The sequence below is a fragment of the Lapillicoccus sp. genome (assembly GCF_025353065.1).
Lineage (GTDB): Bacteria > Actinomycetota > Actinomycetes > Actinomycetales > Dermatophilaceae > Lapillicoccus.
The window spans coordinates 10,567-31,540 of the sequence record NZ_JANXRJ010000065.1 but is presented as its reverse complement, the minus strand read 5'-3'; the positions used below and the strand labels follow the sequence as shown (position 1 = coordinate 31,540).

23 protein-coding genes and 1 pseudogene are annotated in these 20,974 nt (G+C 71.3%); 10 read left to right on the top strand and 14 right to left on the bottom strand.

Annotated features, from left to right (window positions below; translation table 11 throughout):
* Positions 1–71: 71 nt before the first annotated feature.
* The 10 genes from Q0R63_RS06110 to Q0R63_RS06065 form a co-directional block, all read right to left on the bottom strand.
* On the bottom strand, positions 72–890 hold the full coding sequence (locus Q0R63_RS06110; RefSeq protein ID WP_295695345.1) for a hypothetical protein: 819 nt from the start codon (positions 888–890) through the stop codon (positions 72–74).
* A gap of 160 nt (positions 891–1,050) precedes the next feature.
* Positions 1,051–2,247 (bottom strand): VWA domain-containing protein, encoded by a 1,197-nt coding sequence (locus Q0R63_RS06105; RefSeq protein ID WP_295695343.1) that lies wholly within the window; start codon positions 2,245–2,247, stop codon positions 1,051–1,053.
* A 9-nt stretch (positions 2,248–2,256) separates the two neighbouring features.
* On the bottom strand, positions 2,257–3,138 hold the full coding sequence (locus Q0R63_RS06100; RefSeq protein ID WP_295695341.1) for a MoxR family ATPase: 882 nt from the start codon (positions 3,136–3,138) through the stop codon (positions 2,257–2,259).
* Between the two features lie 11 nt (positions 3,139–3,149).
* Positions 3,150–4,037, bottom strand: coding sequence for an XdhC family protein (locus Q0R63_RS06095; RefSeq protein ID WP_295695339.1), 888 nt, complete (start codon positions 4,035–4,037; stop codon positions 3,150–3,152).
* 23 nt (positions 4,038–4,060) lie between these two features.
* The gene (locus Q0R63_RS06090; RefSeq protein WP_295695337.1) at positions 4,061–6,475 is read right to left on the bottom strand and encodes an aerobic carbon-monoxide dehydrogenase large subunit; all 2,415 of its coding nucleotides are present in this window, start codon (positions 6,473–6,475) and stop codon (positions 4,061–4,063) included.
* Positions 6,472–6,990 carry a (2Fe-2S)-binding protein gene (locus tag Q0R63_RS06085; protein WP_295695335.1) on the bottom strand — a complete coding sequence of 173 codons (519 nt, stop codon included), beginning with the start codon at positions 6,988–6,990 and terminating at the stop codon, positions 6,472–6,474. The genes Q0R63_RS06090 and Q0R63_RS06085 overlap by 4 nt, the downstream gene beginning before the upstream one ends.
* Position 6,991: 1 nt before the next feature.
* Positions 6,992–7,921, bottom strand: coding sequence for a xanthine dehydrogenase family protein subunit M (locus Q0R63_RS06080; protein WP_295695333.1), 930 nt, complete (start codon positions 7,919–7,921; stop codon positions 6,992–6,994).
* Positions 7,922–8,428: 507 nt separating this feature from the next.
* Entirely contained in the window at positions 8,429–8,971 is a 543-nt protein-coding gene (locus Q0R63_RS06075; protein WP_295695331.1) for a DUF5134 domain-containing protein, read from the bottom strand.
* Positions 8,972–9,043: 72 nt separating this feature from the next.
* Complete coding sequence (locus Q0R63_RS06070) at positions 9,044–9,448, bottom strand: MmcQ/YjbR family DNA-binding protein (RefSeq protein ID WP_295695329.1); 405 nt, start codon at positions 9,446–9,448, stop codon at positions 9,044–9,046.
* Between the two features lie 39 nt (positions 9,449–9,487).
* Positions 9,488–10,210 carry a class I SAM-dependent methyltransferase gene (locus Q0R63_RS06065; protein ID WP_295695327.1) on the bottom strand — a complete coding sequence of 241 codons (723 nt, stop codon included), beginning with the start codon at positions 10,208–10,210 and terminating at the stop codon, positions 9,488–9,490.
* Positions 10,211–10,333: 123 nt separating this feature from the next.
* Here Q0R63_RS06065 and Q0R63_RS06060 point away from each other — a divergent pair, with 123 nt between their 5' ends.
* The 3 genes from Q0R63_RS06060 (at position 10,334) to Q0R63_RS06050 (ending at position 11,920) form a co-directional block, all read left to right on the top strand.
* Positions 10,334–10,882, top strand: a complete 549-nt coding sequence (locus Q0R63_RS06060; RefSeq protein WP_295695325.1) for an SLATT domain-containing protein — start codon at positions 10,334–10,336, stop codon at positions 10,880–10,882.
* A gap of 146 nt (positions 10,883–11,028) precedes the next feature.
* Positions 11,029–11,433: a VOC family protein gene (locus tag Q0R63_RS06055; protein WP_295695323.1), complete on the top strand. Its 405-nt coding sequence runs from the start codon at positions 11,029–11,031 to the stop codon at positions 11,431–11,433.
* Between the two features lie 55 nt (positions 11,434–11,488).
* Positions 11,489–11,920: a DUF3224 domain-containing protein gene (locus Q0R63_RS06050; protein ID WP_295695321.1), complete on the top strand. Its 432-nt coding sequence runs from the start codon at positions 11,489–11,491 to the stop codon at positions 11,918–11,920.
* Here the strand turns inward: Q0R63_RS06050 and Q0R63_RS06045 are convergent.
* A complete protein-coding gene (locus Q0R63_RS06045; protein ID WP_295695319.1) occupies positions 11,881–12,396 on the bottom strand; it encodes an MOSC domain-containing protein in 516 nt (171 codons plus the stop codon). The genes Q0R63_RS06050 and Q0R63_RS06045 overlap by 40 nt on opposite strands.
* Positions 12,397–12,439: 43 nt before the next feature.
* On the opposite strand from Q0R63_RS06045, the gene Q0R63_RS06040 reads away from it, so the two are divergent.
* Genes Q0R63_RS06040 through Q0R63_RS06030 form a run of 3 tightly spaced genes read left to right on the top strand, consistent with a single transcriptional unit; the run spans position 12,440 to position 13,573 of the window.
* Positions 12,440–12,757: a GNAT family N-acetyltransferase gene (locus tag Q0R63_RS06040; protein WP_295695317.1), complete on the top strand. Its 318-nt coding sequence runs from the start codon at positions 12,440–12,442 to the stop codon at positions 12,755–12,757.
* Positions 12,750–13,127: a nuclear transport factor 2 family protein gene (locus Q0R63_RS06035; protein WP_295695315.1), complete on the top strand. Its 378-nt coding sequence runs from the start codon at positions 12,750–12,752 to the stop codon at positions 13,125–13,127. Before Q0R63_RS06040 ends, Q0R63_RS06035 begins: the two co-directional genes overlap by 8 nt.
* A complete protein-coding gene (locus Q0R63_RS06030) occupies positions 13,124–13,573 on the top strand; it encodes a TIGR03618 family F420-dependent PPOX class oxidoreductase (RefSeq protein WP_295695313.1) in 450 nt (149 codons plus the stop codon). Before Q0R63_RS06035 ends, Q0R63_RS06030 begins: the two co-directional genes overlap by 4 nt.
* A gap of 1 nt (position 13,574) precedes the next feature.
* On the opposite strand, the gene Q0R63_RS06025 is transcribed toward Q0R63_RS06030, so the two are convergent.
* On the bottom strand, positions 13,575–14,096 hold the full coding sequence (locus Q0R63_RS06025) for a DinB family protein (RefSeq protein ID WP_295695310.1): 522 nt from the start codon (positions 14,094–14,096) through the stop codon (positions 13,575–13,577).
* Positions 14,093–14,947 (bottom strand): alpha/beta fold hydrolase, encoded by an 855-nt coding sequence (locus Q0R63_RS06020; RefSeq protein ID WP_295695308.1) that lies wholly within the window; start codon positions 14,945–14,947, stop codon positions 14,093–14,095. The genes Q0R63_RS06025 and Q0R63_RS06020 overlap by 4 nt, the downstream gene beginning before the upstream one ends.
* A gap of 192 nt (positions 14,948–15,139) precedes the next feature.
* Between Q0R63_RS06020 and Q0R63_RS06015 the strand changes: the two genes are divergently transcribed.
* On the top strand, positions 15,140–15,535 hold the full coding sequence (locus Q0R63_RS06015; RefSeq protein WP_295695306.1) for a YciI family protein: 396 nt from the start codon (positions 15,140–15,142) through the stop codon (positions 15,533–15,535).
* Positions 15,532–15,981 (top strand): annotated as a pseudogene (locus Q0R63_RS24515) (sigma factor); the annotation flags it as partial. The gene Q0R63_RS06015 and the pseudogene Q0R63_RS24515, both read left to right, overlap by 4 nt.
* On the opposite strand, the gene Q0R63_RS24510 reads toward Q0R63_RS24515, so the two are convergent.
* Positions 15,913–16,185: a hypothetical protein gene (locus tag Q0R63_RS24510; protein ID WP_366521079.1), complete on the bottom strand. Its 273-nt coding sequence runs from the start codon at positions 16,183–16,185 to the stop codon at positions 15,913–15,915. The pseudogene Q0R63_RS24515 and the gene Q0R63_RS24510 overlap by 69 nt on opposite strands.
* Before the next feature lie 13 nt (positions 16,186–16,198).
* Here Q0R63_RS24510 and Q0R63_RS24505 point away from each other — a divergent pair, with 13 nt between their 5' ends.
* Both Q0R63_RS24505 and Q0R63_RS06005 read left to right on the top strand, forming a co-directional pair.
* Positions 16,199–16,774, top strand: a complete 576-nt coding sequence (locus Q0R63_RS24505; RefSeq protein WP_366521078.1) for a DUF6596 domain-containing protein — start codon at positions 16,199–16,201, stop codon at positions 16,772–16,774.
* A gap of 285 nt (positions 16,775–17,059) precedes the next feature.
* Entirely contained in the window at positions 17,060–20,932 is a 3,873-nt protein-coding gene (locus Q0R63_RS06005; RefSeq protein ID WP_295695304.1) for a M36 family metallopeptidase, read from the top strand.
* The last annotated feature ends 42 nt before the right edge of the window (positions 20,933–20,974 follow it).

Below are 20,974 nucleotides of genomic sequence, written 5' to 3'. Positions count from 1 at the left end.
GACCGCGGAGATTGCGAGGATGGCGAGTCCGGAACGAGCGGGGGGCGCACCCCTTCCCCCTGTTCGGGGCCTCAGTGGGCGTTGGTGACCGTGAGCTTGCGGTAGACCACCTGCTGGGTGCACTCGATGAGCCCACACGCGAACACCGACGACGAGCTCGTGGCCAGACCGGCGGCGAAGTAGCCGTTGTCGCTCGTGGCCACGGCATTCCAACGGTGCATCCTGCCGTCGCAGGTCAGGCCGACGAGAAAGAACGAGCCGGTGATCTTCAGCTGACCCGCCCGCTGGATGGCCTGACCCTGGATGGCGCTGTTGAAGGAGTCGGCGTTCGTACAGGAGTAGGTGCCGTGCATCCTCAGGCTGCCGTTCATCGTGGCGATGGCGTCCTTGTCCACGGACAGGGTCGCCGTGGGCGCGGGAGGAGCCTCCGAGAACGTCGCCTTCAGCTGACCGCCGGTCACGCCGGCGGTGGGGGAGAAGGCCATGACGTAGTAGGTGGTTCCGGCCGGACCCGTGGCGGCTGACATCTGGGGTCCGCACGCGACGAGCGAGCCTCCCGAGGTCGGGTCGCCGGCGACGATGATGATGCCGGTCGAGTAGTCCGACGCGGAGGCGTCCACGATCAGCCCTTTGCCGGTCGTGTCGACGTACGTGAACCAGACGCTGCCGTTGGTCGCCGGCGCCCCGCAGCTGGCGTTGATCTGACTGTCCACCGCGTCTGTCGTGGCCGAGGTGGTGTCCTCCGTGATCGTCTTCGGCGTGGACGCGATCGTGCGCGCCCCGGAGACGATGTCGTTGTGGGGAGGAGCGGCGGCGGCAGCGGTGAGCGCCGTGCCGGGAACGAGCAGGGCGGCAATGGCCGCTGCGACGAGAACGTGCCTGAGTCTCATGTCTACCCTTGTCGTCAGGGTGCTCGTCGTCGAGCACCTCTGCCGCATTACCTATCGCGAGGGCGATGCAGACGGTGACGCAACCCCGTAGATCCTGACCAAGTCTTTACCCTTCATGCTCGAGGCCGGGCCGCGGACTTAGCCGATCCCCCCGAGGGCGTCACGCGTCGACGATCGCGTCGATCACCTGGCGTAGCCGCTGCAGGGTGTCGCCCGGCAGGAAGTCGTCGCAGTAGGGCAGCGCCGCCGCCATCGAGCCGACCAGGGGCGCGAACCCCGGTGCCGCAGCCCGCGGGTTGAGCCAGATGACGCGGTGCGCGCGCCGGTGGACCCGACGCATCGCCGCCGCGAGCGCCTCCGGCTCGTCGGCGTCCCAGCCGTCGGAGGCGATGACGACGATGCTCCCGCGCAACGTGTTGCCGTGACGCGAACGCAGCAGCGCCTGCAGGCTCGCGGCCAGGTGAGTCCCGCCGTAGCGGTCGGGCGCGAGCCGGGTCGCCCCCGCGACGGCCTCGGCCGCCGAGCGGTGGCGCAGCGCCAGGGTCACCCGGGTCAGCTCGGTCGAGAAGACGAAGGTCTCGGCGCTCCCCCCGCGGGCGAAGGCGCGCATCAGGTGCAGGTATGCCGTGGCGTAGGGCTGCATCGACTGGCTCACATCGGCGAGCATCACCACCGGACGCGCCTGCCGCGTGGCCCGCGTCCGGGTCAGCGCCATCGTCTCCCAGCCTGTGCGACGGGACCGGGCGATGGTCTCGCGCAATGCGATTCGCTCTCCGTGCGGGTGGACGCGGCGGCGCCGGGTCGGCCGCGTCGGCCATCGCACCAGGGCGCCTTCGAGCCACGCACCGAGGCGGGCGAGGTCCGCCTCGTCGAGCTCCTCGAAGGGTGTCGTCGCCAGTGCGGCGAGCGCGCTCGGCAGCCGCTCCGGCACAGCGGTCCCGCCCGGTGGGTCGTCGTCGCAGCTCACGACGGGCGGGAGGGTGTGCCACGGCAGCCCCTGCCCGGGGAGGTCCACTCCAGATGCCGCATCGAGTCCGGCCCAGACATCGGCCGGGGAACCGGTGTCCACAGGAGGTCGCTGCCGACGCCCCTCGACGGGCATCGCGGCGTCGCGGAACACCGCATCGAAGACGGCGTCGAAGATCGCGAGGTCGTCGGCGCGGCCGGCGAGGGTGACCCTCGCCGTCCAGTAGAGCGACTCGACGTCGTCGGGCGGGGCGGCCTCGAGCGCTCGGGTGAAGGTTGCGAGGGAGGTCAGCGTCACCGGCATACCGCGCCGGCGCAACCGGTCACCGAGGGCCGCAGCGAGCGCGGCCCGGTCGACCGGACTCAGGACGGCCGACGCAGAAGGCGCCACTACCGACCCTCAGCCGAACGCGTGGTCGGAGACAGCCGCCGCGACGAGGTCCCGGTCGTCCGGCGTCTTGGCCAGAGCCCCGAGCGTGGCGAGGACGTCCTCGCGCACCAGCTCGGTCGCACCGAGCACGGACAGGGCCGCGACCCAGTTGATCGCCTCGGAGATCCCGGGTGCCTTCTCGACCTCGAGGGTGCGCAGGTGCCCGACGAACCGGGCGGCGGAGGCGATCAGCGAGACGTGGGCCGACGGCACCGTGCGCCGCAGGATCTCCACCACTCGTTCGGGAGAGGGGTAGTCGATCCAGTGGTAGAGGCAGCGGCGGCGCAGCGCGTCGTGCAGGTCGCGGCTCCGGTTGGAGGTGAGGACGACGACCGGCGGGCTGGCCGCGTGGAAGGTCCCGAGCTCGGGGACGGTCACGGAGCTCTCGCCGAGGAACTCGAGCAGGAGCGCCTCGAACTGGTCGTCCGCGCGGTCGATCTCGTCGATCAGCAGCACGGGAGGGTGCGGCCCGGCATATCGGACGCAGCGCAGGATCGGGCGCTCCTGGAGGTACTCCTCGGAGAAGAGGTCGGCCTCGGCGAGCTTCTCGTGACGCGCCTCCGAGAGACGGATCGCCATCAGCTGCCGCTGGTGGTTCCAGTCGTAGAGCGCCTCGGCCGCGGTGAGGCCCTCGTAGCACTGGAGCCGGATGAGGGGCACGTCCAGCGCCTGGGCGAGGACCTTCGCGGCCGCGGTCTTGCCGACGCCCGGTTCGCCCTCGAGGAGCAGGGGCAGGCCGAGCTCGAGGGAGAGGTAGAGCGCGGTCGAGAGCCCGATGTCGGCGAGGTAGTCGTGGTCGTCGAGGCGGCGGCGCACGTCGGCGGCGTCGCGCATCCTCCCCTCGGCACTCACACCCGCAGTTGTCACGACAACGAGGCCGCGGCGAAGGCGTCACGGCACCCGGGGTTGCAGAACCACACGTCGAGTCCGTCGCGGACGAGGTGCGGCGTGCTGGCGGCGACCGTCACGGACATCCCGCAGACCGGGTCGGTCGCGGTCCGGACCACCAGGTGGTGCGGAGCAGCGGACGCGACGAGACCGTCGACCCGGATCGCCCGCACCACCTGCGCGACGACGGACAGGGCGATCTCCCCCGCGGTCCGCGCCCCGATGTCGACACCGGCATGCGGGAACACGCGTCGCAGCTCGTTCTCCGACAGGTCGAGCTGCTCGAGCAGGGCCTGTCCTCGGGTGCGGCTGCAGACCAGGGCGATGAAACCGACCCCGGCGTCGAGGGCGGCCCGCACGTCGCGCGCCTCGTCGCCGTCGTGGCTCGAGACGACGACCGCGACGGCTCCGGCCGGCCCCGCGCCGGGCCCCGCGCGGTCGACGCCGAAGCCGAGCGTCGCAGCGATGTCGGCCACCGCCTCGGCCGTAGGGGAGGTGCCCACGAGGTGGATCACCGGCGCGGGCAGCAACGGCTCGAGGTAGATCTCCAGCGCGCCACCGGAGAGGCACGGGTTGACCACGACGCTCGCCCCCGGTGTCGCGGGGAACGCGTCGCCGCCGTCGGGCAGGACCCGCAGCAGGACCCCCTCGCCGGAGGCGAGCACGTCGAGGGCGGCCGTGCGCACCGACCCCGCGGCGCACAGTCCCCCGACGAAGCCCTCGATGGACCCGTCGGAGAGGACGATCGCCCGGTCGCCGGCGTGCGCGGACGTCGGCTCCTGGGCGCGGACGACCGTCGCCCTCACGAAGGGGACCCGCTCCCGGGTGAGCTGGTCGATCCGCTCGGTGATGGCCACGGTCATGGCTCGCTCCTGACGTCGGCCGTTTAGATCGGGGGGGTCGCGTGACCGCGCATGGCGTCCCACACCCGGGAGGGGGTCAGCGGCATGTCGGCGTGCCGGATGCCGTAGGGCTTGAGGGCGTCGATGACCGCGTTGACGATCGCGGGCGGCGACCCGACGGTGGCGGACTCGCCCACCCCCTTGGCGCCGATGGGGTGGTGCGGCGACGGGGTGACGGTGTGCCCGGTCTCCCAGTGCGGCACCTCGAGCGCCGTCGGGATGAGGTAGTCCATGAAGGAGCTGCTCAGGCAGGTGCCGTCCTCGTCGAAGGAGATCATCTCCATCAGCGCCATCCCGACGCCGTCGGTGAGGCCGCCGTGCACCTGGCCCTCGATGATCATCGGGTTGATCCGGGTGCCGCAGTCGTCGACCGCGACGAACCGCCGGACCTTCACCACGGCCGTGCCGGGGTCGATGTCGACGACGCAGAGATAGGCGCCGAAGGGGTAGGTGAGGTTGTCGGGGTTGTAGCAGATCTGGGCCTCGAGCCCGCCCTCGACGCCCTCCGGGAGGTCGCCGGCGCCGTGGGCCCGCATCGCGATGTCCTGGATGGTCACCGAGCGGCCGGGGTCGCCCTTGACGTGGAAGGACCCCTTCTCCCAGTCGAGGTCGGCGACCGAGACCTCGAGCATCCCGGAGGCGATGATCCGCGCCTTGTCGCGGACCTTGCGGGCGACCAGCGCCGCCGCGGCACCGGACACCGGGGTCGAACGGCTGCCGTAGGTCCCCAGCCCGAAGGGGGTGTTGTCGGTGTCGCCGTGGACGACGTCGATGTCCTCCGGCGGGATGCCGATCTCCTCGGCGACGATCTGGGCGAACGTCGTCTCGTGCCCCTGCCCCTGGCTCTGGACGGAGAGGCGGACGACGGCCTTGCCGGTGGGGTGGACACGCAGCTCGCAGCCGTCGGCCATCCCGAGACCGAGGATGTCCATGTCCTTCCGCGGCCCGGCGCCGACGGCCTCGGTGAAGAACGCCACCCCGATACCCATCAGCTCACCCCGGGCACGCTTCTCCGCCTGCTCCCGGCGCAGCTCGTCGTAGCCGGCGATCTCGAGGGTGAGGTCGAGCGCCCGCTCGTACTCCCCCGAGTCGTAGACCCAGCCGGTCTTCGTCGTGTAGGGGAACTGCTCGGGCTGGATGAAGTTCTTGCGCCGCAACAGGGCCGGGTCCATCTCGAGGTCGTAGGCGAGGCAGTCGACGAGCCGCTCGACGAGGTAGACGGCCTCCGTGATCCGGAACGAGCAGGCATACGCGACACCGCCCGGCGCCTTGTTGGTGTAGACGGCGGTCATGTGGCAGTAGGCCGCCTCGATGTCGTAGCTGCCGGTGAAGACCCCGAAGAACCCGGCGGGATACTTCACCGGTGAGGCGACGCCGTTGAAGGCACCGTGGTCGGCGAGGACGTTGGTGCGGATCGCGAGGATCCGGCCCTCCTTGGTCGCCGCGATCTCGCCCCGCATGACGTAGTCCCGGGCGAAGCCGGTGCTCACGAGGTTCTCGCTGCGGTCCTCCATCCACTTCACCGGCTTGCCGGTGAGCAGCGACCCGACGATCGCGCAGACGTAACCGGGATAGATCGGCACCTTGTTGCCGAAGCCCCCGCCGATGTCGGGCGAGATGACCCGGATCTTGTGCTCCGGTATGCCGGCCACGATGGCATAGAGGGTCCGGTGGGCGTGCGGGGCCTGGGTCGTCGACCAGAGGGTGAGCTTGCCGCTCACCCGGTCGAAGTCGGCGACCGCACCGCAGGTCTCCATCGGCGCGGGGTGGACGCGGGGGTAGACGATGTCCTGCGTGACGACGACGTCGGCGGAGGCGAAGACCGCCTCGGTGGCGTCCTTGTCGCCCGTCTCCCAGTCGAAGCAGTGGTTGTCGGTCTTGCCCTCGAGGTCGTCGCGGATGACCGGGGCGTCGGGGGCGAGGGCTTTGCGGACGTCGACGACGGGGGTGAGCTCCTCGTAGTCGACGTCGATGAGCTCGAGGGCGTCGCGCGCGGCATACCGGTCCTCGGCGACGACGAAGGCGACCTCCTGGCCCTGGAAGCGGACCTTGTCCGTGGCGAGGACGGCCTGGACGTCGTTGGACAGGGTCGGCATCCAGGCGAGCCCCTTCTCGGCGAGCATCGCGCCCGTCACGACCAGACGCACCTTGGGGTGGGCCTGCGCGGCACTGATGTCGATGCTCGTGATCCGGGCGTGGGCCACCGGCGAGCGGAGGATCGCGAGGTGGAGCATGCCGGTCAGCTGGATGTCGTCGCAGTACTGCCCGAGGCCGCGGATGAAGCGCGGGTCCTCCTTGCGCAGCATCCGACCGTGGCCCATCGGCTTGTGGTCGTTGTCGACGTGGTCGTGGTCCTCGCGCGGCTGCTGGGTTTCTTGGGTGTCCTGGGTGATCGTCATGACGGGCTCCCCACGGGGGCGGACGTGGGAGGGGGCAGGGCGAGCTCGTCGGCGCCGTGGGCGTGCGCGGCCGCCCACTGCACGGAGCGGACGATCGTCGTGTAGCCCGTGCACCGGCAGATCTGGCCGGAGATGGCCTCCCGGATCGTCGCCTCGCTCGGGTCGGGGTCCCGGTCGAGCAGGGCCCGCGCCGTCATCAGCATCCCGGGCGTGCAGAAGCCGCACTGCAGGCCGTGGCACTGCATGAAGCCCTCCTGCACGGGGTCGAGCACCCCGTCCTGCTCAAGGCCCTCGACCGTGCGGACCTCGCGCCCGCCGGCCATCGCGGCCAGCACGGTGCACGTCTTCACCGGCTCGCCATCCATCCAGGCGACGCAGGTGCCGCAGTTGCTCGTGTCGCAGCCCCAGTGCGTCCCGGTCAACCTCAGCTCGTCGCGCAGGAAGTGGACGAGGAGCATCCGCGCCTCGATGTCGCGCGTGACCGACTCGCCGTTGACCGTCATCGTGACCTGCATGTCAGGCTCTCCCGTCGCTGTCATTGGTGTTGCTGTGGGTGGTGGCTGCGTCGCCCTCGAGCCCGGCCGTGATCCGCTCGACCGCCCGCCGGAGGGTGCGCCGCGTGAGCTCGTCGGCCAGGTGCCGCTTGTAGTCCGCGGTGCCGCGGTTGTCCGTGGTCGGTGAGCAGCTCTCCGCGGCGATCGCCCCCGCCCGGGCATAGAGCTCCTCGGAGGGCACCTGCCCCCGCATCGCCTCGGAGATCGCCGGTATGCCGGTCGTGTTGGGGCCGACCGCGGCCAGACCCACGCGAGCGGCCGTGATCACCGGCCCGTCCATCCAGACCGCGCTGCCGACCGAGGTGACCGCCCAGTCGCCGGCCCGGCGCTCGACCTTGGCGTAGGCGCTCGAGCCACCGCTGCGCACCGGGATCCGGATCTCGATGAGCATCTCGTCGTGCCCCACCGCGGTCTCGTAGGGCCCGTGGTGGAAGTCCTCCATCGACACGACCCGCTGCCCGCCCGAGCCCTGGATGACGCACGAGGCGTCGAGCGTCGTGCAGACCGCCGACAGGTCCTCCGACGGATCCGCCTGGCAGAGCGAGCCGCCGATGGTCCCGCGGTTGCGCACGACCGGGTCGGCGATGACCGCCTCGGCGTCGGCGAAGATCGGGAAGAGGGCGGCGAGCTCGGCCGACTCGAGGAGCTCGCGGTGCCGGGTCATGGCCCCGATGCGGACCTCGTCCGTGCCCATCCGGACGTAGCCGAGCTCGTCGTGGAGGTCGTTGATGTCGATGAGGTACTCGAGGTCGGTCAGGCGCAGCTTCATCATCGGGATGAGGCTGTGCCCGCCGGCCACGAGCCGGGCCTCGTCGCCGAGGCGCTCGAGGAGCCCGATCGCGTGGTCGACGCTGGTGGCCCGCTCGTACTCGAACGGTGCTGGGACCTGCATGGGGTCGCTCCTCCACGGACGGCGGTGTCCTTCGGGGTCACTGTCGCCCCTGTCGGTCCGGCCCGTCAACGGGGGGCTAAGCGAAAGGTTGATGAGGGCGCGTCGGTCAGCTCGTCGCGCTCGACGCCGGGAGGCTCGGCGGCGGGAAGCTCGGCGCGGCGGCGGCGTTCAGCGGGCAGCAACGAGCGAGACGGCCGCCGCCAGCCCGAGACCGAACCAGACGACGCGGAACGCCGTGCCGAGCCACCCGTGCAGCGGTAGCGAGGCACCGGTCGCCGCACACACTCCCCAAGCTGACGGCGAAGACCGCGAGGAGCCCGACCCCGAGACCCCAACGGGCGACTGAGGGGACGGCGGCTGAAGCCCCACCACACCACGGCCACGTAGACGGCGACCTCGGCCAGGAAGTACGCGACGTCCCGGAACGTGATGCTGCCCATTGCCATGATCCTGCCCCGGCTCGGGCCCACCGTCAAGAGCACTGCTCTCGTTTCAGACTAGGTGCGGTCAGGGGCTGGCCGTGATCGCGAGCATGGCCGCCATCGCGGCCGCCAGCAGCGCCTCGGCCAAGGCCTCGGCGCGGGCAGCGTGCCCCGATCCGTTGCGGACCGAGGCGGCTGACCGGGCCACGGCGCGCAGGCTCACCACGGTCAGTGCGAGGGCCAGCACCACCAGCAGGGCGGTCGGGACGGAGGCGTGGGCGGTCGGGCCGCCCGCGCCGGACGACATCCGCATGGCCGCGTGCCCGACGGGGGCGACCGGCATACCGGCTCCGGCGCTCCCCACGACCCAGTCGAGGGCGGGCACGAGCATGACGGCCATGGCGAGGCAGCACACCCCCAGGCCGAGGTATGCCGCGCGGTCACCACTGTCGGCACCCTCCCGACGGCCTCTCACGCCACACCAGACGACCCCGGCAGCGAACAGCAAGAACGCTGCCCGAGGAAACCACAGGGGCGCCGGGAGGACCATCCCGACCATCCCCAGGGCACACAGCGCGTGCCAGACACGGACCGCTGGGCCGTGCGAGCGACCGCCGGACGACGTCATCCCGCACACGATGGCCGCTGCCGTGCCCCGCGTCAACGGCGACCTCAGCGATCGCTGAGGTCGGCCATCGGGTCAGCGGGCCAGCAGCTCGGCGACGTGCCGTTTCCCCGCCGTGTTGCGGTAGGACGCGTCGATCAGCTCGACGACCTCGGCCCACCTCGCCTTCGCGGCCCGGAGGGTCGGCAGCTCGAACCCGATCCAGCCGGAGGGCCCGAGGTAGGCGGGCACGTAGACGCGCGGGTCGCCCAGCAGCACCTCGCGCTCCGTCGCGTCGGGCAGCACGAGGACGGACGCCTCGTGGCTGACCCATTCGCCGTCGACCTTCTGGGAGCCGCCGAAGTAGACGAAGACCTTCGTCGTGAAGAAGTTGGGCCGCCCGTGGGAGATCTTCTCGGCCGCCCCCGGGAACGTCGTCGCGATCTCCCGGACGCGGGCGAGGAGCGGGTCGTCGTCGCGGAACATCTGCGGGTGCGGCATGGGGCCACGGTAGCGGCGGGGTGGTCAGTGGCAGGGTGGTCAGTGGCGGCGGGCGACGAAGACCAGCTCGCGGCCGGGGCGGTCGGGAGCGTCTCGGACCTCGTCCACGACGAAGCCGTGCTCGACGAGATCCGTTGTCACCTCATCCTGCTCACGGAAGCGGAGAGTCGAGTCGGAGGTCAGCACCTCGCCGTCGGAGGCGAAGACCCAGGTATGCCGGAAGCTCACCAGGGGCAGGCGGACGTCGGTCAGCTCGACCCACGTCCGGACCCGGTCGCCGGGGATCTCGGTGGTGGCAGTGGAGGCCTCGCGCGTCCACTCCTCCCACCCCCGGTATGCCGGGTCTCGGGTCTCGAGGACGAGGTGGCCTCCCGGTCGGAGGGCCTCGCGGGCGCCGGCGAGGGTCGCCGACCAGTCGGCCGGGTCGACGATGGTCTGGGCGACATTGGCGGTCATCGTCGCGAGGTCGACCTGGAGCGGGGGGAGGTCCCGCGCGACGCCGTGGACCCAACGCACCCGGTCGGCGCCGGGCTTCGAACGGGCCACCGCGATCGAGCCGCCGGCCGGGTCGACCCCGGTGACCTCGAGGCCGGTGCCAGCGAGCATGAGGGCGAATGAGCCTGTGCCGCAACCGATATCGAGCACGAGGCGGGCGCCGAGCTCGGTTGTCAGCGCGGCGTACACCTCGAGGTCGCTGCGGTCGGGGTCGAGGACGTCGTAGATCGCGACGAGGCGCGGGTGCTCGAAGATGTCGTCCGCCACGCGGCTGACCCTACGAGGGAGACTGCTTGCGTCCGCGCCGACGCGACACCAGTGTCCCGTCCGTGCGGACGCAAGGGCTCTCGTGGCGACCCGGGCGTCGGTGCGGCCCGACAGACTGTGGCCATGACGACGCGCCCACAACAGAGCCCGAGTCCTGACCCCGACGAGGGCGCCCGCCACCTCACCCTCGCGTGGTATCGCCGGGCCCGGCGCGCCCAGCTCGCCCACGCCCGCGCGGCCACCCGGTCACGCTCCCTGTTCCTCTGGCTGGGCGTGCCGGCGGTCGTACTCGGGTTCGCAGCCGGCTCGGCCGTCGTCGCGGACGTCGCCGCCGACCACCGGGTGCTCATCGCGCTGGCCAGCCTCGTCGCGGCCCTGCTCACCGCCCTGCAGACCTTCCTCCGGCTGGACGACCGACGGATCGCCCACGAGACCGCGGCGCGCAGGTTCGGGTCGATCCGGCGCGAGCTCGGCGAGCTCGGCGCCCTGGGGCCGCTGCCCGACGCGACCTTCGTCGGGACGCTCGACACGATCCGCGGCGACTACGACGAGACCTCGGCCGCGACCCCGCAGGTGCCACAACGAATCTGGTCATCCCAGAAGGCCGCCGACCGGGCCTTCTGGCCCGAGGAGTTTCGCCAGTGGCCGGAGGCCCCGCCCGTCCCGGATTGAGGTGAGAACGCGTCATCGAGAGCGCGTTCTCACCCCAATCCGGGGGGATGGGCCGGGCGGCGATTAATCGTGCCGCGTTTCTCCTAGCCGCACGGAGCGGCCCTGCGGGAGGCTGGGGCAATCACCGCCATGGCAAGGAGCACGACATGACCACCGACACATCCCCCGCCACCACGACCGGCTCCCCCACCGCGCGCCTCGCGATGGTCACCCTGGACTGCGCCGACCCGCGTGCAGAGGCGGTCTTCTGGAGCGCCCTCCTCGGGTGGGACGTCGCCGCCGTCGAGGACGAGTATGCGATGCTCACCGGTCCGTCCAGCGCCCTCGGCTTCGGCCTGGTGCCGGACTACGAGCCGCCGGCCTGGCCGAATCCCGCTGGTACCAAACAGTTCCACTTCGACCTCGCCGTCGACGACATCCCCGCGATGGAGGCGCGCTGCGTGGAGCTCGGGGCCAGCGTGCCGGACGACCAGACGGGTGAGACCTGGCGGGTGCTGCTCGACCCGGCCGGCCACCCGTTCTGCCTCACGGACGCCAAGAACTGGGGCTGACGGCGGCCTCGACGGGACGAACGAACGCACGAGACACACACACGAGAGGACGGCGATGACCCACCACGAGCACGCGACCGGCACCTTCACCATCGACCTGCGACCAGCCGACGGTCCAGATGGTCCGAACGACCCGGAGGGCCTCGGCCGCTTCGAGTTCGACAAGGAGTTCCACGGCGACCTCGTGGCCACCTCGCGCGGGGCGATGCTGTCCGCGGGCGACCCGAGCACGGGGTCGGCCGGTTACGTCGTGGTCGAGATCGTCGAGGGCCGGATCGGCGACCGCGAGGGTCGCTTCGCCCTGCAGCACTCGGGCGTGATGGACGCGGGCGAGCCGACGCTGGTCATCGCCGTCGTGCCGGGCAGCGGCACCGGCGGCTTCGCCGGGATCAGAGGCGACTTCGAGCTCACGGTCGACGAGGACGGTTCCCACCGCTACGAGCTCAGCTATTCCGTCCCGCCTACCGACGTAGTCCCGCCCGACTGATTCGGCGCGAGGTCGACCTCGTCACCGACGCTGATCGTCCCGGAGGTGAGGAGCCGGAACACGGTCCCGCCCCGGTTGTGCAGCGCCCGCGCCGCCCCCGGGCCGAGGCCGTCGTCGAGCAGCCGGCAGGGCGCCGCGATGCGGACGACCTCGAGCTGCACGTCGCCGATCGACAGTGGCTCACCCGGTCTCGTCGGGATCCGGCCACCGGAGATCGTCAGGTTGCGCCGGGTGAGACCGGGGTCGATCGGCCGGCCGAGATCGGCGGCGCCCGCCTGGAGGTCGAGCGCCGACTGGATCGTCACGTGCCGGTGCCGGCTGCCGTGGTAGCGGTCACCGACCAGACCACGGCCCGCCTCAGCCTCGACGCGGGGGACAGACCTCGTCGGCAGCCGGGTGCCGGGCGCGAGGTGGATCGCGGTCACCACGGGGGCCGCAGCGGTCACCCCTCCCGAGGTCGGGTCAGCAGACGTCATGCCACCAGACTAGGAATCTCGCGCGATGCGGCAGGATCGACCCATGAGCGAGACCAGCCCGCCGGTGATCGTGACCGACAACCCCGGTGCGAGCCGCTACGAGGCGCGGGTGGATGGCGAGGTCGCCGGCTTCGCGGCCTACCGGCCCAGCGGCAGCGACGTCATCGTCTTCACCCACACCGAGGTGGATCCCGCGTTCGGCGGCACCGGCATCGGGTCGGTGCTCGCGCGTGGCGCCCTGGACGACGTCCAGGCCCGCGGCGAGCGCGAGGTGGTGCCGCTCTGCCCCTTCATCGCGTCGTGGATCGAACGGCACCCCGACTACGCGGCGCTCGTGCGGGACGGTGACGCGGATGTCTGACTCTGACGCGACCCTGGTCCGGCAGTGGCACGACGCCGTCAACGCGAAGGACATCGAGGCTGCCGTAGCCCTCTGCCGCACGGACGTCGCGGTCGGGGGACCGCGGGGCTCCGGCCAGGGGCCGGATCTCCTGCAGGCGTGGTTGACCCGGTCGGGGATCACCCTCGAGCCGCAGCACCCGCTCGTCGCGGCAGGCGGCCGCCTCGTCGTGCACGAGCGGGCGCGGCGGCGCACCACCGCCGACGCACCGGTGCAGGCCCCGACCGACGCACCCGCCGACACGTGGATCGTCTTCGAGGTCCGCGACGGGCTGCTCGCCGCGGTCGACCGCTACGAGTCGCCCGACCAGGTGCCGGTGGCCCCCTCATGACGACTCTGGCGGAGGCGGTCGGCCTGGCCGCCGGTGAGTCGGGGCTGGCCGTCATCGCCACCGTGCGAGCCGACCTCACCGTCCAGGCGTCCCTCGTCAACGCCGGGACGATGGCCCACCCGGCGACCGGCGAGCCGGTCCTCGCCTTCGTCACCTACGGCAGGGTCAAGCTCACCAACCTCCGCGCGCGCCCTCAGCTCTCGGCGACCTTCCGCTCCGGCTGGCAGTGGGCGACGGTGGAGGGGCCTGCCGAGCTGGCCGGTCCGGCCGATCCCCGGCCATGGCTCGCAGACGCCGAGCAGCTGAGGCTGCTGCTGCGCGAGGTCTTCGGCGCAGCCGGCGGCCGGCACGAGGACTGGGACGCCTACGACGCGGCGATGCTCGAGCAGGGCCGCACCGCAGTGCTCGTGGCCCCGACCCGGGTCTACGGCAACGGCAACGGCTGACTCAGACCACCATCCATCGGCGTCCGTCGATGGTCTCCCGCGCCGCGTCGAGGTGACTGGCGTGGCAGGCCGTCTCGGTGATCGCGTGCAGCAGCACGGCGCCCAGGTCGGCCAGCCGCCAGTCCCCCCAGACGTCCTGGGGCCACCACCCAGGGGCGGTCTCGACCGACGTCGTGGCGATGACGGCGTCGGCCAGCGCGATCTCCTTCCGGTATGCCGCGAATACGCCGTCTGCGGTGGCATCAGGCGCGAGCGCCCAGCTGGAAGAGCCCGGCTCGCCGTCGGTCACCGACAGCTCACCCGCCACCACCCCCCGGAACCAGAACCGCTCGACGTCGAGGGTGAGGTGCTGGACGAGCCCGAGGCACGACCAGTCGAAAGGGCCGACCGGGCGGCGGAGAGCCTGCTCGTCGCCGCCCTCGAGGATGCCGATCACGTGTGCGCGCTGGGCTGTGAGGGCTCCGTGGAGCGCGCTCTTCGCTCGCTGGGTCGACGAAGGACGTTGAGGGGCGACGGTGTTCATCGACCCGCCGTCGCGTCGACCAGCCAGACGAGTGCTGCGGGCGCCCGGTGCATCACCGAGACGTGTCCGTCGTCCGCCTCGACCCAGAGCTCGGAGGACCGGATCCGGTGGGCCAGCCACTCGCTGTGGCTGCTCGGCACCATCGCGTCCCTGCCCCCCGCCACGAACAGCGTCGGCGCGGTGATGGTCGCCGGGTCGAAGCCCCACGGGGTGACGGCCGAGAGGTCGTCGTCGATGAGCGGCGCCGGGCCAGAGGCCACTCCGGGCCGGACGACGTCGAGGAACCAGGCCCACTCACCGCCGAGCGCCGCCTCGTCGGCGGCGATGAAGCCGATGTCCCCCTCGTCGCCCGACGCCTCGTGACGTTCCTTGGCCGCCCGTCCCCCGGCCGCCGCGCGGAGGCTGGCCGCGCTGCCGTCGGCCATCCCGGCATACCAGTCGAGACCTCGCGCGTCATAGGGGGCGATCCCCGAGATGCTCACCACGGCGCGGACCCGGTCCGGGAGCAGGGCAGCCGTCGCCAGGGCGCGAGGACCACCGCCGGAGTGGCCCATCGTCGCGAGCCGGTCGATCCCCAGGGCGTCGATGATCGTGGTCACGTCGTCGGCCACCGAGGCGACGTCGCGGTCGGGGAGCGGTGACGAGCCGCCATAGCCGGGGCGGTCGTAGGACACCCAGCGGACCCCGAGCCGCTCGGACTCCGCGAAAAGCGGCTGCGGTGGGGCACCGGTGTTGGGCGTGCCGTGGTGCCAGAAGACGACCAGTCGCTCGGCGTCGCCCGATAGGCCCGCGCCCGTGTCGTAGCAGTGCAGGGTGCGACCGTCATCGGTCGGCAGGTCCATCTCGATCATCGCGCCATCCTCCTCGTCGTGACCACGGCCGGCGCCGTGGCCTCTCTTGATACGTCGGAGCCCGCTCGCCCGTCTCGACACCCGGTAGCGTCGGGAGTCCCGGGCCCGGGGGACAAGGATGTCGAGAAACCCTCGGCCGCTCCGACCTCCGGATGACGGCGCCGACGGGACGCCGCGACGAGAGGGACCGACGTGAAGTACGTGCTGATGATCTACAGCAACCCCGAGTCCTGGGGCCACCCGATCTTCCTGCGCACCGCAGAGGCTGCGGCCATGACCGAGGGTGAGCGTGCCCAGATGACGACGCAGTTCGAGACCCTCATCGCCGAGATCGCCGCGTCGGGTGAGCTCGTCTCGGTCGAGGCGCTGGCCGACCCCGTCACCGCCCGGGCCGTGCGCGTCCGCGAGGGTGCGGTCGTCGCGACGGACGGGCCCTACGTCGAGTCGAGGGAGCAGATGGCGGGGTTCTGGATCGTCGACGTCGAGACGCCCGAGCGGGCGGAGGAGATCGCCAGCCGGTTCCCCGACGCGCGCTTCGCGGCGGTCGAGATGCGCCCGATCATGGGGTCGTCGGGCCAGGAGATGTGACGCAGGACGACACGGTCCAGGGCGGGGAGCTGTGGCGGCGGCTCGCTCCCCAGGTCCTGGCGGCCGTCACCCGCCGCTACGGCGACTTCGGGGTGGCTGAGGACGCCGTGCAGGAGGCGCTGCTCGCGGCCGCAGCGCAGTGGCCGGCGGACGGCACACCGGCGGATCCGCGGGCCTGGCTCATCACCGTGGCCTCTCGGCGGTTCATCGACCGCCTGCGCAGCGACAGCGCTCGACGACGACGCGAGCTTACCTCTGCGGCAACGACACCCGACGACGAGTGGGTCACAGCCGCGCCCGATGACGACGAGACGGTGGGCACCGACGACACCCTGCTCGTGCTCCTGCTCTGCTGCCACCCGGTCCTCACACCGGCGTCACAGGTGGCGCTGACGCTCCGGGCCGTCGGTGGGCTCACCACGGCGCAGATCGCCCGCGCGTTCCTCGTGCCCGAAAGCACCATGGCGCAACGGATCTCGCGCGCCAAGGACAGGATCCGCGAGGCGGGAGCGCGGTTCGAGCCGCCCGCCCACGACGACCTCCCCGACCGGATGAGGACCGTGCTGCAGGTCCTCTACCGCGTCTTCACCGAGGGCTACACCGCAAGCGGCAGCACGGCCCTTCAGGACGTCGAGCTCGCGCGAGGCCATCCGGCTCACGCGGGTGGCCCGAGGGGTGCTTCCCGAGGACTGCGAGGTCGCGGGGTTGCTCGCGCTCATGCTCCTCACCGACTCCCGCCGCACCGCCCGCACCTCGACGACGGGCGACCTCGTCCCGCTCGACGAGCAGGACCGCCGGCTGTGGGACCGGGCCGCCATCGCGGAGGGCACGGTCCTGGTGTCGGAAGCCCTGTCGCGCGGCCCGATCGGGCCCTACCAGCTGCAGGCCGCCATCGCCGCCGTGCACGCCGAGGCGACGGTGGCGGACGTCACCGAGTGGGCGCAGATCGACGTCCTCTACCGCCTGCTCGAGCAGGTGGCACCCAACCCCGTCGTCACCCTGAACCGCGCTGTCGCCGTCGGGATGGCCCACGGACCCAGCCGTGGACTGGAGCTGCTGGCCACCATCGAGGCCGACCCGAGGCTGCGCACCACCCATCGCCTGTATGCCGTCCGCGCCCACCTCCTCGAGATGGCTGGCGACCCCGCCGCAGCCGCCGACTACGCACTCGCCGCGCGACTGACGACGAGCGTCCCGGAGCAGCGCTACCTCTCGGCCCGGGCCGAAAGGCTGCGCTGAGGGTGCGCTGAGGGTGCGCTGAGGGTGCGCTGAGGGTGCGTCACGCAGGTCCCCCCGTCCCCCCGTACGCCTGAGGTTGTCATACGCAACCATTCTTCGGATGAAGAACGCAGGAAGTTCGCAGCAGATCACCAGACGGATGGCATGACTTATGTCACTAAAACCGGGTGTTGTCGCGATCCACTGCGAGGCCTGATCGCCCTGTAGAAATTGCGGCACCGAGCCCCGTCCTCGACCCACCCCCCCTATGAAGGACGACGTCGGCTGACCCCTGGAGGAACGTCCATGTCCCAGACCCCAACAGGTCGCCATCGCCCGCATACCGGGCTGCGCGCCCGAGCCGGGGGCATCGTGGCCGCCGCCGCGGTCGTCGCCACCGCCCTCTCCGGCGCCGCCGCCACGGCGGCGCCCTCGGCCCTGACGCTCGCCCCCCGCGCCCAGGCACTGAGCCTGCTCGGCGCCCCGATCGGGTTCTCCGACATCGACACCCGCACCAGCTCGGTCGCGCCGAGCGCATCGCAGGTCTCCTCCGCGGCCGCGCTCGGAACCGTGCGCTGGAACAAGTTCGGCACTCCCCAGACCCTCATCAACTACGGCGGCTTCCTCGGCACCGGGACCGGGTCCGACGCCAAGTCGGTAGCCCGGTCCTGGCTGAGCAGCCACGCCTCGCTCTTCAAGCTGACCACCACCGACGTCGCTGCTCTCCCGGTCCGGGTCAACCCCATGGCCGAGGCCAAGGGTTACAGCGTCTCCTTCACCCAGGCCTGGAACGGCGTCCAGTCGGTCCTCGACGGGGCGATCACGATGGGCGTGAAGGGCAAGCAGATCGCCATCGTCACCTCGTCGTCGGCCGGGTCCCAGGCCGACCCGGCTGCCTCGACCCTCAGCGTCACCGCCGCCTGGCTGGCCGCCGCCACCAACGTCGGACGCCCCGTCGTCGCAGCGTCGCTGGGCACTCCCAAGGTCCTGGCCAACGGCTGGACCTCGTTCTCCGCGGCGGGCTTCGCGCAGCCGCAGTACGTGCGTCCGGTCGTCATCCCGATCCCGGGCGCCGGAGTGCGCTCCGGTTACGAGGCTCTCGTGATCGACGTCCAGGGCGGCCGGTCCCTCGCCTACTCGTCCACCATCGACGGCATCACCGGGGACGTCATCATGCGCTCCAACCGCGTCGACCAGAGCGAGCAGCAGATGGTCGTCAACGCCGCCTTCACCGACACCACCTGTGGTGCGCCGGTGCCGGGCGGCTCCGTCGACGCGATGACCAAGCAGATCATCGTCTCGATGAGTGCCACGGTGGCGAGCAACGACATCGTCGTCAAGCTCCTTAAGGACAACACCGTCGTGGCCTCCGAGGACACCGGCGTCGGCACCGAGGCGCTCACCTACGCGCCCGCCGCGGGGGTCCCCGCCGGCGACTACCTCGTCCAGATCTGTCCCGCCGTCGGCGCAGCCACCCCGTTCGTCGCGCCTTACACCGCCACCGGCGCGTTCATCGCCACCAACACCGCGGCGGCCGGCGGCACGGGCGGCACCAACAGCGGCATCCCCTACCCGCCGACCTGGAAGTACTTCACCAACGCGCCGAACTTCGACTTCTCCTCCACCGACACCCGGATCACCGGGTGCTGGACGCAGGTCGCAGGAACCGCCTGCACCCGCAAGGAGCAGAACCTCGCCTCGCGCGCTCCGTGGGACGTCGACGTCTCCTCCGGTCTGCCGACCTTCACGACGATCGGCAACAACGCCCAGACCGCTGAGGCCTTCACCAACCCGCTCGCCCCCGGGGCCACGAGCACCCGGCCGGTCCACCCCGACCGCACCTACCAGGACGCGTGGACGAACGGCTGGAACGTCAACAAGTGCAACCCCACCACGATCACTCCCGGGCCCACCAACGGCACCGACATCAATGCGGCGATCACCAACCTCTTCGTCGGGCACAACCGCTTCCACGACTTCTCCTACTTCCTCGGCTTCACGGAGGACAACTACAACGCCCAGACCAACCAGTTCGGTAACGTCAGCGCAGGCACCTCGGCGCTCACTCCTGACCCCGAGATCGGCAACGTCCAGGCCGGTGCTTTCGACGGTGGTGCACCCAGCTACATGGGCCGCGACAACGCCAACCAGATCGCTCTTCCCGACGGCGTGCCGAGCATCACCAACCAGTACCTCTTCCAGCCGATCGCGGGTGCCTTCTACGCCCCCTGCTCCGACGGAGACATGGACACCTCGATCTTCGGCCACGAGTACACGCACCTGATCAGCAACCGGATGGTTGGCGGCCCGATGTCGAACCTCACCGGGGCGCAGGCCGGCTCGATGGGCGAGAGCTGGTCGGACCTCGACGCGCTCGAGTACATGCACGCGTTCGGCTACACGCCGCAGGCCGGAGAGAACGACTGGGCCGAGGGCGTCTACGCGACCGGCAACAAGACCAAGGGCATCCGCGACTACGCCCTCAACAACAACCCGCTCAACTACAGCGACATCGGGTTCGACACGACTGGCGCAGAGGTGCACGCCGACGGCGAGGTGTGGAACGCGGTCAACTACGACATCCGTCAGGCGCTGGTCAACAAGTACCAGAGCAAGTACCCCGCGACGGACAAGACGCTGCAGCTGCGCTGCGCCCAGGGCGAGATCCCCTCGGACCTCTGCCCGGGCAACCGCCGCTGGATCCAGATGGTGTACGACGGGTGGCTGCTCCAGCCCGCTTCGGACAGCATGCTCGACGCGCGGGACTCCTACCTCGCGGCCGACGTCATGCGTTACGGCGGCGCCAACCAGGACGCCCTCTGGTCGGCCTTCGCCAAGCGCGGGTTCGGCGTCACCGCATCGACGGTCGGGACCGACGACACCGACCCGATCCCCAGCTTCGTCGCCAAGACCGGCTCGAAGGCGAGCACGGTGAACTTCACGATCGGCATCTACGACACCGGTAAGCCGGTCGTCGGCTCCGGGGTCAAGGTCTACGTCGGCGACTACGAGCGAGGCGTCACCCCGGTGGCGACGTCCGACGCGTCGGGTGTGGCGAGCGTGACGATGGAGCCGGGCACCTACCACTTCGTCTTCCAGCGGGCGGGTATCGGTCTCACCAAGATCGCTGTCACCGTGCCGGCCAGCTCGACGCTCAACCGGCCGGTCCACGTGGTGGCCAACCTCGCCTCGTCGGCGAACGGGGCGACCGCCGCCGAGAGCCTCAACAGCACCGACGCGGCCGCGCTCATCGACGACACCGAGGGCACGTCCTGGAACGACACCAACCCGACGACGGCAGTCGCGGTCAACACGAGCAACCCGGCGGTGACGATCAAGCTCGGCAACCTCGGGACCGCGGTGTCCCGGATCGTCCGGTCGGTGCGGGTCAGCGCCTACCTCCAGCCGGCCCAGAGCCGGTTCGAGGCCCTGCGCAAGTTCCGGCTCGACGCCTGCGTCGTCAGTTCGCTCGACCCCACCTGCTCGCTGCCGACCAGCTTCCACCCGGTCTACACGAGCGCCGACGACGCCTTCCCCGCGGTCAACCCGCGGCCCGTCGCACCGGACCTCACGTCCCGCACCTTCGACGTGCCGGACTTCGCGGCGACCTACGTCAAGCTCGTGGCGCTGCAGAACCAGTGCACCGGTGCCCCGGGCTACCAGGGCGACCAGGACCTCGACCCGACCAACAACTCGGACTGCGTCACGGGCTCGGGGAGCGTGGCGACGAGTGACCTCAACATCCTCGGCGGCGCCCACGGCAACACGGTGCGAGCGGCCGAGTTCGAGGCGTTCGGCTCCGACCTCTCCACCCGACCGCCGTACGACCCGGTGGTCCCGGTGACGGTCTCGGCTCCGACCACGGTGCAGAAGGGCCAGAACCTGACCTACTCCATCGGCTACACCAACCTCGGTCCGGCCGCGTCCGACCACGCGCTCCTCACCGACCGCCTCCCGGCCGGCCTGACCTTCGTCTCTGCACCCGGGGCGACGTACTCAGCGGCCAACCGGACCGTCACCTGGAGCCTGGGATCAGTACCGGTGAACGCCTCGGCGACCGAGACCCTGGTCGTCAAGGTCACGGCCCCCGTGGGGACGGGCATCACCAACCAGGCCGACTTCGCCGGCGACCTCACCACCGAGATCCCCGGCGCGGCATACACGCTGGTCACCGGCTAGCCCGCAGGCGAACAGCAGCAGGGGGCGGGTCCGGACCGAGAG